This window comes from Paenibacillus sp. OT2-17 (assembly GCF_009827695.1).
GTDB lineage: Bacteria > Bacillota > Bacilli > Paenibacillales > Paenibacillaceae > Paenibacillus > Paenibacillus polymyxa_B.
In genome coordinates this window covers 1-15,321 of the sequence record NZ_WUDQ01000065.1, presented here as the reverse complement: position 1 = coordinate 15,321, position 15,321 = coordinate 1, and the positions used below count along the sequence as shown (strand labels likewise).

The 15,321-nt window shown below is 38.0% G+C and carries 9 protein-coding genes; all 9 read right to left on the bottom strand.

Features of this window, described 5'->3' with window-relative positions; genetic code table 11:
- Nucleotides 1-837: NERD domain-containing protein (locus GRP75_RS11225; protein WP_237448987.1), on the bottom strand; the 837-nt coding region annotated here is incomplete at its 3' end.
- A gap of 14 nt (nucleotides 838-851) precedes the next feature.
- Complete coding sequence (locus GRP75_RS11220; RefSeq protein WP_076264726.1) at nucleotides 852-5,069, bottom strand: sacsin N-terminal ATP-binding-like domain-containing protein; 4,218 nt, start codon at nucleotides 5,067-5,069, stop codon at nucleotides 852-854.
- 1,347 nt (nucleotides 5,070-6,416) lie between these two features.
- Complete coding sequence (locus GRP75_RS11215; protein WP_160789353.1) at nucleotides 6,417-7,196, bottom strand: hypothetical protein; 780 nt, start codon at nucleotides 7,194-7,196, stop codon at nucleotides 6,417-6,419.
- 178 nt (nucleotides 7,197-7,374) lie between these two features.
- Nucleotides 7,375-7,689 carry a hypothetical protein gene (locus tag GRP75_RS11210; protein WP_160789352.1) on the bottom strand — a complete coding sequence of 105 codons (315 nt, stop codon included), beginning with the start codon at nucleotides 7,687-7,689 and terminating at the stop codon, nucleotides 7,375-7,377.
- Nucleotides 7,690-8,321: 632 nt separating this feature from the next.
- Nucleotides 8,322-8,702, bottom strand: coding sequence for an immunity 22 family protein (locus GRP75_RS11200; protein ID WP_028542320.1), 381 nt, complete (start codon nucleotides 8,700-8,702; stop codon nucleotides 8,322-8,324).
- A 158-nt stretch (nucleotides 8,703-8,860) separates the two neighbouring features.
- Entirely contained in the window at nucleotides 8,861-10,924 is a 2,064-nt protein-coding gene (locus GRP75_RS11195; RefSeq protein ID WP_160789351.1) for a methyl-accepting chemotaxis protein, read from the bottom strand.
- 284 nt (nucleotides 10,925-11,208) lie between these two features.
- On the bottom strand, nucleotides 11,209-11,748 hold the full coding sequence (locus GRP75_RS11190) for a CueP family metal-binding protein (RefSeq protein ID WP_160789350.1): 540 nt from the start codon (nucleotides 11,746-11,748) through the stop codon (nucleotides 11,209-11,211).
- 148 nt (nucleotides 11,749-11,896) lie between these two features.
- Entirely contained in the window at nucleotides 11,897-14,284 is a 2,388-nt protein-coding gene (locus GRP75_RS11185) for a polyprenyl synthetase family protein (protein ID WP_160789349.1), read from the bottom strand.
- 220 nt (nucleotides 14,285-14,504) lie between these two features.
- Nucleotides 14,505-15,321 (bottom strand): hypothetical protein (locus GRP75_RS11180; protein WP_160789348.1); only part of this gene is annotated, 817 nt, incomplete at its 5' end.

Here is a 15,321-nt window from a genome sequence, read left to right as displayed (position 1 = left end):
ATCAGCGAGCGGCCGGTTATAACAAGTTAATAAAGTAGAGAAACCTTCTTTAGCTAACCGCTTTGCTTTTTCAACTGCTAGAATAGTCTTTCCAGTCCCAGCACCACCACTAACTACTACACGACGTCTTTTTCTAAGTGTGTCCAGCACTCTAGTTTGTTCCTTTGTAAGAGTTATTCTAATTTCTTCCTCGTTTCTTAAATTCAAAGAAATTAGCGGCTGAACAGTAAAGGATTTAGAAAATATCTTCCCAAAAATATCTATCCCTTTTTGTCCAAAAAAATTGGAGCTAGATGAATCTTTGTCAAGCCAATAATCAAAACAATCATCAACCCAGATTTTAATTGAAAGCAAATCATTGTTTGTTCCAATAAGATTTCCAGGTAAATCTAAGCGACTTATAGAACTTGCATCAGTTATATCCGGAAAAAATACTGCATGCCCACATGGAATCCTACTCTCCTTAAATAAGTCCTTTAGTTCAGTTTCCAACAGTTTTGCCCTAATGGAGTATTTTGCATTCTTCGCTTGTTGAATTGGATTTTTAATTAAATGCTCCCGTCCATAGCGGTCTCTTGAGTACCACTGATCAGCACCAGCATTAAAAGAAATCCCCCCACCTTTTACTTCAATACACAAGTACCCATAATGAGGGTGAATAATTATAAAATCAGTTTCCCCGTCACGCGCCTCATCACTTTCACGTTTCAGAATCCATGCTACTTGGGAGAAGACTGAATAACTATTAGGAAGTCCCTCCTTCAGTGCTCTGTACACCTGAACCTCACCATGAGAATTGAAATAAGAAAGTTGTTCATCAGTCAAGTCTGGTATCATATTAGCCACTTTATCTAATCCTCCAAAATATCCATTTGAGTAATATTAAAAGGAATTCTTTTTTCGCCATTTTCGAAATTTACAATTAAAAACTTTATTCTCCCTTTATTTACCTCTTCCTTTATCGTTCCCGTACCAAAAATGTGATGATTAATTCTTACACCAGCAACAAACTTATCTACAAGTTTGGTTTTCTCTGCAATAGCCCTCCACCCATAGTCAAATACGTAAGATGTAATTTTACTGTAAGGATTCTGAATCGGATTAATTTGTATATGTTCTTTATCTTCAACAAATTCAACGACATATAGCCACAGCTGATCTCCGTTTTCTTTCGCAAACTTCATTTGCTCATTTGAAAGCAACACTCCATAATTGTTCCATTCACCTATAAATCCAAAAACAATAATATATCGATTGGTTCCCTCTATATCACCATTAGGAGAAATGATGTGGTAAATTCCACCTATATCAGAAGCTTGTACTGGTTTACGTCCTTCTGTTGTCTCATAATTAATCGCAGCATTTATTGCTGAGATTTGGTATTGTAACTCCCATTCATTCTTATTTACTTGTGAAGATGTCTCATTTCCCTCACTTGTTACATAAGAAATTAAACGTTTCCTATGATTTGTTGAACTAAAATTATAAGTAGATAGAGTGCTTCTAGACGAATAATAGTTATTCTCCGCTTCTCTTAATTCATTATTCTCCTTTATTAGGTCACTTTGAAGTTCATCATTGTGATTATTTCCATAGTAGTAATTTTGCTTTCTCGTGTTTTGATTTTTATTTACTGAAGATGGTAGATTATCATCAACATCAGATTGGTTTATATATTCTAAAAGACTATCCTCTTCCATTCCAGAATCAGGATATTCATTTTCATATTTTTCAAATTCTGAATCTCTTTGATCACTGGATACTTCCAATTCAATAGGATCAATATTAATAACTGAATATCCTATAGATGTAAACCACTTTTCTGTGTCAATGTCGTTGAGCTGTAATATAAGATGGATCTCTCTATCATTTCCTCTCATTTCAAACAGAGAACTCAGAGAGTTACTTAGATTATAAAGTGTCAAAGGATTAGTTAAAGAACCTGCATAATAAACCGAATTTGATTCAGCATGATACCAGGAATCAATAGTTTGATTGTATATTTCTGTCCCTGCTCTATTGATCAGTAGTAAAGATAACGATTCAGCCCTTTTAAAATTTGCATCTTTGATTGTCCTTGTTAGGTTATATAAAATTTCTAAAGGATCTTCTGCGTTAATATTAGCAATAAGCATAGCTAAGTACTTTGACTTTTGAAGTAGTTTTTTCTTAAGTTTTTCATCACTTTCTTCACCCGTGGTATCAAGTTGAAGGTCCTCGTTTTTTATTACAGGTATATCGAAATAATCAAATAATATTTGGTTATCTTTTTTTGTTCCCGATATTTTTATAAAGAACTTAGAATTACTGGGAGGCATTATCCCCTTAACATCAAAAAAATGAAGTTCAGAAGCAAATTGAAATGAATCATCTGTTGCCAACAACTTTAAATATTTAATCTTAAGATTATTCTCGTTTACCGGTTTATTATTAATTATTTGTTGATATATCGAATCGACTTTCTTTAGTGTAAGACTGCTTACTGGGTTACCTTCTAACTTCTCAAGCAGACATAAACAATCCTGGGTGGTAACCCTAGTTTTAATCGCGAGAAATTCCTCTTGTTCTTTATTTAAAGAGATATCTCTATGCACAACGGGATAAAAGTCACCGACGATTTTTATTAAACTTCTGGAATATAAGTCTATTGATTTATAACATTGTCCATCATCACTCGGTATAGAGGGATTGTTTTTTACGTAATACTGAATATATGAACTTTTATCTAAGCTGGCATCTCCGAAATATGTGTAATATTTTGAACTCAAGGATTTGGAATAAAGCTCATTCCAGTGGTTGCCAAAAATTATTTTCCATAACTTAATAGAAAACCTTAGATTATTTGTGTACTCCATATACTGGACATACACGAAATTTTTCAATCCATGTTGTCCTCTGTAAATATAAGTTTTTGTCTGCTGCGGATAAAAGTCTCCATTATCTATAAAGTTGAGATATGATTGAACTGAGGGATACTTCCTCACCAGATTTTGCCTTTCGATGCTTTCTTCAATAGAGATTTTTATCTTCTGTTGCACACCTATTTTTAAAAACAATTTCTTAAAACTATACAGCTCTGATTCCTCTTGGATATACTGAGGAGATACATAATCCCCCTCAGTAAAGAAATTCTCAAGGCTCAACTCTGGTTTATAATAATCAGAAAAGTAGCATTTATTGGGAAGTTGTAAACTTACCTTAGTTGTTAGTAACTTCAGATTGGACAACTTTTTATAATCATTGTCATTAAGAATTCCTTTATCAAAGACTTTAACAACAAATCTTCCTATAAACAAAGCATTTGATATATTAATTAAATCAGAGTCAATCATTTGAAAGATCGATTTTCTTAAAATATCTATCTCAGAGGGTTCACTGATCCCTAATAATGTAAGCCACATAACAAGCTTATCATCTTTTTTTATATTTTCGAAAACCTGAACATTCAGACATCTCATAGAGACAACATCAGAGATTCCCATTTCCCCTTCAGGTAATGGGTAATATAAATTTTCTGGCGGACTCAATTGTTGGACCTCATCTAGCAAAAATGGAACTGTTTTCAAATATGTTGACCATCCAGACTTGCTATCTTTTTGATGCAAAAATTTAATCAATCTTATATTATATTGTACATCTGAGTTAAGCATTTTTTTAAATGTTTCTGTTGCAAATAATCCACACAGCTCTTTCTTGTCAATTATTTCAGCACCTAAGTCTGCTAATATCCTCTGATTCTTAATTTTACAATTAGCTACATTAAATTTTTCACTATATTGACTTAAAATTAATCCAGTTCCAAACTCCTCACTAAATCCAGTATTGTCTATAATACAACCGCTTATTTTTGAGTAAACATTCTCATAATCCTGAACCGGAATAAAAGGTATTTCAGCAATTGCACTATCGAGACCTTCATTATAACTTTTACTTGTTAAAGAACCGAATGAAGAAAACTTACCTCTTATTAGTCTCGTAAATTGATATTTATACTTAAAATCTCGAACTAATTCAGCTAACCACTTGATTTTGCAAATAGCTATCTGCTTAAATATAAATCCATTCCAGTCATTTTCAAGAATTCTCGTTCTTTCTGCATTTGTTATGAAGTCTCCATTTATTAAAAAGTTAAAGTTATGCTGGACCTTTGTCGGTAAGTAACAATAAAGTTGAGCTTCAGATATTTCCTCTATATCACCATTCTCAGCAACGGAAGCAGCAAATGAAATCTTAATATTTGTTGCTTCTTTTAATTTATCTGGATAGGTTGCTTTATCGAGGTTTTTTATTTTCTCTTTTAAATCTATATCCACTGGAACAATAAATTCTTTGTATAACCAGCGACTTTTTCTCAATCCATTGACAGATATAGATTTAAGGCCATCATCGCCTTGTTCACGTGTTAATCGCAATTCCTGTGCACTACCATCAATAAATGTCAATACAGAAATATGCCGCAAAAATAACATAATCCTAGAGTCACTAAAAACCTCTATTATTTCTCTTTTGATTTGTTCCCGGTTGTTGATAGGAACTATTGTGATCACATTCAATCTGTTAATCTCGTTTCGAACTTCTTTATCTAAATCAATTTCTTCAAACCAAATAGGAATTATCTGCCAGGGATAATTTTGGGCATTTCTCCACTTCTCATGATTTTTATCAAATTTGAAGGTGAAATTTTTCGAAAGAATATATACTAAATCGCAAGTATTGAAAATAGATTTAAAACCTATTCCTTTATATCCTGTTTTTTCAATATCTTTCGTTTTTCCACTATCTCCACTACCTAAGTCAGATATTCCTTTAACGTCTTCCTTTGTAAAATGCTTACCTGTATGACTGAAAATTAAGTATTTTTCTAGCAATCTTATTTCGACCTTAATATTGGCTACTCCTGATTGTACAGGAGCATCATCTGCATTTTGAATTAGTTCAAAAATAAATCTATTCGAGTCTTCAAATACAGTCTTAGTAATCATATCCAATGCATTGGCTAACGTTTTAGAATTAGTATCATTTTTCGTCTTTTCAATGTATAGATCTTCTATAAACTTTTTTTCATCCATGTTGTTTACTCCCATATTTATTAATAATATATCTCTATGTATTGAGATATTGTTATAGTTTCAAATCTATTCAGTTCTTCATAAGGCCTCTTTCGAAATTCGATTATATTAAGCTTTTTGTCCACTAAATATATTTTTCTAAGTAACTTAGATGTTGATTTTTTTGATTATACGATTCTGCTTGTAATTCTTGAATGATTAATTTCATATTAAACCATTTTCAAATAGTAATTTCGCCTAACGTTCCCTTATTTACGAACCCTATGAGGCAAAGTGGCAGCGCCAGCTATCGGGTGGCTATGCCACTTCGCCTCGTAGGGTTGTCTGCCTGACTTTGCTACTCTGAAATTACTTCTGGCAGACCAAGATCCGCAAGGATCACCGCGTAAATAAACTGTTAGATGATGCTGGCGACATCTTGAAATACCTGCTAAATTCTTGTTTACATAAACTCTATTTCCTATAAATAAAATGATCTAAGAAATAAAAGCGACTTACTCTTTGCCATGAAAAATAATAATCATTGTTTAGATATATCGTCTTATTATGACCATTTCTAGCGCTGTAAGTTAAGACAGTATTAGCTTCATACTTTGTATTATGTCGAAAATCAAAATCCTTAGTACCATTTGAATATGATTTTTGATTAACATAATGAGTATTGTCTGTACCTATCAAAAAATATCCGATTTTAAAATCTCTGGACAACTGAGCATACTCTTTTAAATTCTTCAGATCGCAAAAGACATCAAAACGGTTATGGGGCTCACGAAGTTTATCCCTAAGGAAAAACTTCAATTCAATTGCGCACGTTGTAACTTGGGTAGTGCTTCCATACCATTCCAATGTTATATCAATTTTTGATCTATTAGAACCACTTTTTGATAGAGTATTTGCAGATCTGAATGGGGTTTCGAGATTATTTTCAGATTGTGATTTATACCAAATTTGAATAGTTCTCCTACGCTTTTTAATATATACGAAAAGTGGAGCTGAAGATCCGCTTCATTATTTATTTCAATTTTGTAATGGTCGATTTGACCAAATAAGATATCACGACTTGTTGTAATAATATGTTTGAGCATCGCAACTTCATAAAGCCCATTATATTTATAGAAAGGTATATCGTTTGTCAAATTCTATGCTCCTTTCAATCATTAATTTAAACGAAATTATTGATTTGTTGAATTGCGAATTGTGGTATCTTTTCGCCAGTTTCATCTAACGTTCCTGTATTCACGACCCAGCGTATGCTGGGTGTCCGGCGTATGCCGGGCCAAGGACGAATGTCCGCAGCGTGAGTATTATGTTATACGCTGTTCATTGATTATGAATTATATTGTTAATTCATTCATTTAAGGTTCCTTGAAGAAAACTTAGAAAGGAAATACAGTGAGCAGTAATTTCCCCAGTATTTTTACTTAAAAAATCATCAATTATTCTTTTTTTAGAGTTTTCTTCATCTTCATATGGATACATAGAAGTGGAACGCATTACTAGTCCTAAAAATGCTAACTTTTCTGCACTAACTTTTATAGATTGAGCATATACTGTATCATCTTCAATTATTTTTTGTTTAATCTCTTGAGCTTCTGCAATAATTTTATTTCTATCTACCAAGTGAACATGATTTATATATATGTGCAACATTAGCAATTGAGTATCAAGGTCGTCTAATTCAGTCATAAATCTAAGACATCTTTCCATTCCTTTTAAGTTCTTTACTTCCTGAGAGCCAACAGTTACTAATATAGAAGCAGCTAATTTTCTTATCCATTCGTTTTTAGCATTAATTGATTGTTTAACTAACTCCTCTACAATTGCATATTCTTCTGTAGAAAAATCAAATTGAACGAATCTCCTCAAATCTTCTAGTCCTCTTTTTTCCATTTCTATTTGAAGATCATATAAAATTCTTTCTACCTTTTCTTTATCTTTACTTGCAAGTCTATTAGTGATTGTGCGATCTCCAACATTGTACATACATGCAAGCATAGGTATACCTAAAGTAACCAAGGCTTGGAGGCCTGAAGGTAAAGGAGTAATAAGATTTAGTATTCCTCCCGTGACACCAGCAGTACTAAAATCCGATAGTGCTTGAACAACTGCGTTCCTTTTTCTTCTCATGTAATACTCCTTATTTAAAATGTATTTTGAATTATGTATAACGTCCCCGTATTCATGACGCCCAGCGAATGTTGGGTGTGTCCGGCTGCTCCTGCCTCCCCGAAATCCTTCTGCCGGACCGAGGGCGTATGCCTGATGCGTGGATATAATGTTAGATGATGTTGCTGACTTCTTCGAATCACTCTGGATATTTCATTGAGGCTTCTATCAATTCATCTTCCTCATCGAAAACTCTTAACACTCTGTCAATATCACTAACTTCGTAGCTTCTAACTACAATAAACTGTTGCATATGAATACATGGTGGATCTATGTTTGGCCTAGACCAGTTATTTAGCAATCGTTCTGGTGTATATAAAATGCTCCATCTTTTGGAACCATCCGTGAAATGCATCGTGATCTCTATCCAATTCCATTCTTCTGGATTATCAGTTTCAACCTCATCATCGAAATGCCATCTTAATAGCCTTGGTCTTAAATCCAGTTCTTTCACAATGTTTTCACCTCTCTTTGCAACCTATCAATTTCAGCTAACGTCTTATTTGCGAACTTCCGAAAAAATGCTCTCTTCGTCCTATTCACGAACTTCGTGAATCCTGCACTTTGTTCCTGATTCCCGCACTTTCTGCGTTTCAATCCTCCTGCCCGCTCATCCGATCCAACGGACTTTGAATCCGCCCAATGTCCCGCCTGCTCACATGTGTATACCGCTCCGTCGTTCGCACACTCTGATGCCCCAGCAGTTCCTGAAAATAGCGAAGATCAATCTAAGCTTAACGTTCCGTCAGGTGGCGGCCTTTTCTCTGCTCTGGAAATAGCCAGTCTTCCGGCTGCTCCACCTCTTTGTACTGCTCGACCATCACAAAAGCCGCTTCTGAGAGCAGCGCTTGCCGAACCTTCCTGCTTCATCCCGATAGAGTAGGTTTATCTTCATCTCACTTGTCTCCTTAGTATATCAGCCGTTCAAAAATTTGGAAATCTAATTTTGCACAAAAAAAGGGCCTTAAGATGGAAATTTACCTTAAGTCCCTGATTCTTTCGGATCAAATTATTGATCCTTTAAGTTCAATTTTCATTATATAATTACTTGAAATAAGACTCCGAAAACAGTGGAATAATGTAACGTTAATCTCTTGTATAAGGATACGCGGCTAAAAAGCATAGTTTCTCGCCGCTTTTTTCAAGCAAACCGCTTGTATTACAATCATATATAAAGAACAACGAATTATATTTACCATCTATTTTACTCAAATCATGTAATAGTGGAGATAAAAAAGAATCAACATAGGAAACATCTTTTATACCATCATCGGTCCCGTCAACCTGAAAGACTCCTTCAGCAAAATCTTCGTCAAAATCATCTATTTCATGATCATTTAAAAAACCGCTAAAAACATCCTCATTCTCATCTTCCGGGTATTTGATCTCAACATATTCAAACAACTCATCTTCAGAGGCAAAGTGACCGTACCAGACGGACACAACATTTTTTTCAAAGCAATCCATATCTTCACCCCGCTAATATTTCAGTTTATACGTATAGTCTATCTGTATCCCGCACCAGCTACCATGCTCTCTATCCCACAACAGCTGTTAAAGCTAAAAAGCCCGCGCTGATCGCGGGCTTTGCTGTATATAAGTCAAAATCATGCCTAGTAGACTTGCTACTCGACCTTGAACTGTTTTAATTCGTCTTGAAGCTTATTGGACAATTGGTTTAATTGTTTGGATAGTTCAGCAACCTGTTCAAAGCTCTCCAATTGTTCCTGCGTGCTGGCGCTGACCTCTTCGGTTGAAGCGGAATTCTCTTCTGTGGTAGAAGAGATAATCTCCAACGCCTGCAAAATCTCATCTTTGTGCTTGTGGACTTTGGAGGTGTTCGTGCTGATCTGAATCATTCGCAATTTCAAATCTTCCAAATCCTTGTTAATGCTAAAGAATACTTGCTTCGTGTCCTCCACCGATCTGGCATTTTCTTCTGCAATTTTCAGACCGTGAACCGTATGCTCAACTGATACGCTGGTTTTTTCTTCAATCACACGTACCTTCTTGTAGATTTCCTGTGTCGCCAGCGCCGTCTGCTCAGCCAGCTTGCGAACCTCTCCGGCAACCACAGCAAACCCTTTGCCCTGTTCTCCTGCACGTGCAGCTTCAATGGAAGCATTGAGCGCCAGCAGGTTGGTCTGCGTTGCAATTTGGTTGACCGTATCGACGATGCTGGAAATCTCATGACGGCTCAGATCAATATCCTGAATAATAGACGACATCGCTTGTGTGGAATTGTGATTTTCTTCCGCCCATCTGGATAACTGATCTACTACAGCAAGCCCCTGTCCGCTTTGTTCAGCAGAGATTTGCACCATTGTTTCGATGGCTTTGGCATCATTGGCAATTTCGTCAATTTGGCCGGATAATGCTCCGGTTTTTTGTAAAATGTTATCCGTTTCGATGGATTGGTAGTTCGTTGCATTGGCAATCTCATTAATTGCTGTCGCAGTATCGTTCATCGTGATTGCGGTTCTGGAAGAAATGGATTGCAAATCATGAGAAGACTGATTCAACACTTGAGCTGAGCCACCCACCATTTGGAGCATGCCTTGAATTTTTTGAACCATATTGTAAATTCCTTGAGAAATTTGCCCGATTTCATTGTTGGATTGCGTATCAAACTGAACGGTCAAATCTCCATTTTCAATCAGCTTGATTTTTGCAAGCAATTTCGGGATTGATCTCAACAGATAACGGAGCGTTATATAACAAATCACAACGAGCAGGATGGTGGCTGCCGCAAAACCGCCAATGGTAATCCAGGTAAACGCTTTTAATTCTGAGAGCACCTCATCTTCAGAAATGGTTAAGCCTACAGACCACCCCGTATCTTTACTGGTTGCATACCCAATGTAACGACGTTCGCCATTATCATTAATTAGCTGCACTCCGGACTCGCCGGCAATCATTTTCTTTCCAATCTCCCCAAGATCACCTGTGCTTTCGTTAATCTTTTCTTTCAGCACTTTATTTTGATCGGGGTGATACAAAATATCACCTGTTTTGGATGCAAGAATCGAATAACCTGTGCTTCCAAGCGAATAGCTTTGCATAACGGCAGGGATGTCTTTGAAAGCAATATCAACTGCAGCAAATCCGATTAATTGATTACTGCTATCTTTGAACGGATAGAAAATGCCCATGAGCACATTACCCGAATTGACGTCCTTATAGGGTTCTGAGTAGTATAAACCGTCTGCTTCAACAGCTGGTTTGAAGTATGGGCGTGTATGAATATCAAAATCCGGTTTAGAAGCAACACCATCATTCTGAAGAAAGAAGCCTTTACCAGATATTCCTGCAATCCAGGCGTCGGCAAAAGATGGCTCTGCCTTTACAATGGCTGCCAGAGTCGCTACTGTTTCCGCAGCATAAGGAGAAGTTTTCACCATTTCTGCCGATGGGGTGCTTTCTAAATATTGCTTAAAAAGATTGTTCGTTGACATTTGTTTGACAAGTGATCCCTTTTCCTTAAACAACGCATCGAATTGAGTGACAACGGCCTGCGTCTTGGTCTGGAGCATGGCCTCTTGCTGCTTGACAAGTATGCTTTGCGTGCTTGCAAACATGAACGTCCCCAAGGTTGCAAAGACGACAACGATAATGACTAACAAGACCATGGCCAATGTGTTGGCGATGCTGGATGATCTGATTACGCGCTTCTTAATATTTTGTGACATGCTGCCATCTCCCCGAGGAATATTGAGCGAAAAGCTCTTAGATAATATGTCGGAAGTTTGCAGCTATTTTAATAGGTTTTTAGTATACACAATTTAAAGTTTTGCTACCTGATTCCTCATAGATTCCTTTCCAACCTGTTCGGTAACTCCAGCAAAAGATTAGGGCAGCACAAAGAGCCTCCGTCAGACGTAGGCTCTTTACTAAAAGCTATATATGAGAACGCAGAGTTTTGCGGATTTAGAGCGTTTCAGCGATCCGCAAGCTCACCCCTCATCCTCCGTCGTTAACCCAACTGCATCGTTGTGATACACGTATCGTTTTTTTCATATGTAGAGAATTCAGTTTCAGCCGTTTTACCTTCATGATTCACGCTAATGCGGTATGTTTTATCCCTCGGTAGCCATAGATCAATAAAACCATTGGATTGTGATTTCATAGCGGCATTCTCCATGATGACATTCCCTTCGGAGTCGTGAACGGTCACATTGAACGCTCCGTTTTTTATTTCGCCTTGGCAGCCCGTTAGACTATGAGTTGCACAAGGGTGGGTCTGTTCCACATATGGCGCAATCGAAACAAAAAACTCGTTGTCAGGCAAATCATAATTCATGGTCTGAGTATCGTCCCCTGTGACAATCAACTGACTGGAATTAATGGAAGCGGACTGGGCTGTTGCCTTGCCTGCACTGATATCATGCACCAATTGCTTGATGTCTGTCGTCTCGTGGTTTTCCACCCCTTCTTTCTGAATATTTCCTGCAATTAGGTATGTCCCCAATGCGGCAACAACCAACCCTGAAGCGACCAAGATTCCTTTTTTCATTTAGAGTTCATCTCCTCGTCTGTTTTGTATTATTATAAGGGAGAATGCACCATAATGGGAAAAATGGGGTGCTGAAGTCACCAGATATTCACATTCAACGTAAAAATACCCCATTACTCTTGTGGAGCAATGGGGTACACTCGTTTTTTTAACGGTCCCTGTTCACGACATAATGTATTAAGTGCTTCAGAAAAGCAATATTACGTGGGATTTCTTCCAATGCTTCCATCGCGAGGCAATAGTGTTCCCACATCTCTTTACTGGCACCTTCAAGACCAAGAATGGACACGAAATTCGAATTGTTATTATCAGAATCTTGGCCAACAGGTTTTCCGAGTAAGAGCATATCTCCTTCCACATCCAGCAAATCATCTTTAATCTGAAAAGCAATCCCCATATGATAGGCAAATTTCTTCAAAGCAGCAATTTCCGACTCCTTGATCTGTGCAAGCATGGCTGGCATAACCAGACAAGCCTCAAACGCCACTCCTGTTTTGTAAAAGCACACCATATTCAGCTGCTCCAAGGTCAGTGCCTTTCCTTTGGAATCCAGATCCATCGCCTGCCCCATACACATATCTTCTGCTTTCTGGGCCGAGTATTGTATCAAGGCAAGCACCGTTTCAGCATTGAACTGGTCAAGTGACGATTGTTCCCCAATCGCCTTCTGGATCAGATACAGACCGGTTAGTTCCGCAGTGGCGCTATTGTGCACCTGATGCAAGGTTTGACGCCCTCTACGGGTAGACGCATTATCCTGGGAAGGAAGATCATCAAAGATCAGGGATGCGGTATGCATATATTCCAGTGACCTCAGAAGAGGCACGATTGCCGATGCATCTAATCCATATTCGTTCACGCCCATGACCCAAGTCAATATAGGCCGTATCCGCTTCCCGTCCCCTTCGAGACTGTAATTTGCAGCCTCAATAAGCTGTTCTTTCATGGCCGGAATCCCTTGAGGCTTGGTAATTTTCAATTGGTTGTTAATCTGCTCACGGACCATTTTGACCGTATTGAAAAAGTCTTCTTTTTCCCTCGCATCGTTTTTCAGATGGGTAATCATCTGGTCCCGAAGCAGCTTATCTAAGAAATCTACATCATCCGCTTTTTGTACCATCTTCTGAATAAGATTATTAAATTCCGGATTTCCGGATGCAAAGATCTCCATCGTTTCGTCATACTTTTCAATACCTACACGTTCTTTATAACGTTTGAGTCCATTCATTGCACGATCCAGTATCACCTCACGAGCCATGGCATCGGAGTCATATACGTTATGGATCAAATAGGAAATAACCGCCCAGTATAATTCAAAGGGATTGATAAGATCCGATCTCTGATGATGATATTTTAAATAGTAGGTATAGGGTGTTACCGCACCGTCTCTCATATCGTCAACCATATCCGCAAAATCATCAGCAAGCTGGTTATAGATACCATAAAAGAATGTTCGTTGCTCAAACCCCTCATCCGCAGGAGCACTAATCACGGAACGGACAATCAATCGGGATGAGGAAGACTTCAAAATAACGGGTATATAAAGCTCTTCATTGGTATAAGTAACTCGCGTTAGGTCCTTAACACGGTCAATATCTTGAGCATGAAAAAAAACATAGGACTGCTCGAAAAATGTTTGCTGTGTGTCTGGCCGCTGATGTTCCTTAATATACTCAAATGCATCCGAGAGCTCCGAATGTATGTATTGAATCAACTCCATATGATTTCCGGTCCAATCGCCCAACTCAGGCACAGATCCACTAAGAAGCGCGGTACGTATCATACGGGAATATTGTTCTTTTTCTTCAACCGTCAAAACCTGGGAATCGAGAAGATCATCAATGAAAGGATAGGTTAGACCATAGGAGTACCCAAGCCTGATGGCTTCATCAAGTCTGCGAGCACGTTCCACAGGCAACACTGTATCGTCCATTTCTTCCATCACATGCAGAATAACCCCGATAATGATCTTAATCAGTTTACGCTGGGCTTGCTCGGCATCCATCTCCATGGGAATATGGGAGGATACAGACCTAAGTTTGTTGATCACCCAAATTATCGCGGTTTCTATACCTTCCCTCTGGGCCCACCGATACACCCCGGCCAAATTCATAAATTCCGGTTGGTCTCCCCCGTTTGCACTGGTGGATTGGATCAAGTGTTTTTTTACGTCTGCAATGACACGCTGAATCCGGGTATGTGTGTCAGGAGAATTCAGAGCTTTGCCTAGGTCCCTCATATAAATATAGGAGACACTTCGGTCCAGATAATCATCCAATTTGCCTGTATAATTCAGCCATTGAATGTATCTATTATAGTCCCGAGTATCAGGTTTTCTCTTTCTCCGTGAAAAAAAGGATAACCATGAGGAATGATGAATATGATTTTTTTTCCACTTTTGAATGTCTTCTGTCAGGGTGGTCACATAAGATTTGTCTAAGACCTGATCATACAGTAATGCAAAATACTGAATCGCCTTCCGCTCAGCCAGCTGATATCCTGTATTGGCTTGTAATTTTTCATTCATATAATGCATTACCTCAACTTCTCATTTTGTTAAACATGGTTGCATTTCTCCCTGAGGGAACGAACTTGGATCATGTTTTTATCTTTATACGGAAAAAAAACTGTAAGGTTACGAAATTATCATGCTGCTTATCGATACCCCCTCTTTGGCAATATCCATGAATTTAAAACAAGAATATAGGCTCAAATTACTTCCAATCAACAAAAAAACCCACGTCTGACGTGGGTTTTTATAATAATTCTTCTATCGCCACCTGGTACAACAGAGAACCTTCACGGAGCAGCAGGCGGTTTTTTCTGAAATCCTGTTCGTGCGGCTGAAGAAACTCTTGATCGTCATTTAAAAAACGGATGTTTTGCCCTTTGCTCAAACTACCTGGCTTCACATTCTTTTTCAGGACATATTGTCCACTCTTTCCATACCCGCCATCGAATAAAAAGTGATATCCATCTGTAGCCACCCCAGAGCAGCCAGAAATCCTCGGATTCATTAACGTAATATTCGTGTGGTCACTACCGGAAATACGTCCTAATGAAAAGTCTGAATAGTAATAAAACCAGATTTCCTGTTCGCTGACTACGTTTAATGCATAGCAATCATCAATGGCTGCTGCTTGGTTCTCATATATTTTATCTCCCTTTTCATTCCAGGCGACAAGACCGGAGGACCCAACAGGCTCAACCCAACCATAATTGCCAAATATACCTTCGTCAAAATAACTGGTCCAGATCGTACCTTCTTCTGTTACCTGAACACTCTGGATGCCGTCTCCAAGCAACATCTCATTGACGGTATGACCTTCATAATCAAGGATTTTACCATTTAGATCGTATTGACCAGGTCCGTAATAATGGCACCGTGCTCCGACGAGTAACAAATGATTTTTTAGAGGCTGTACATAATGATAGTTGAACTGCTGCCCCTCCACACACACTTCTTGAATGTGATCGTCTAGGATGAGTACCTTGTAAGTATGTCTGTCTTTCAATGAGGCAGGCGTGAACATCCCCCGCACTCGTTCTGGGACTTTATCAATCAGCAAAATA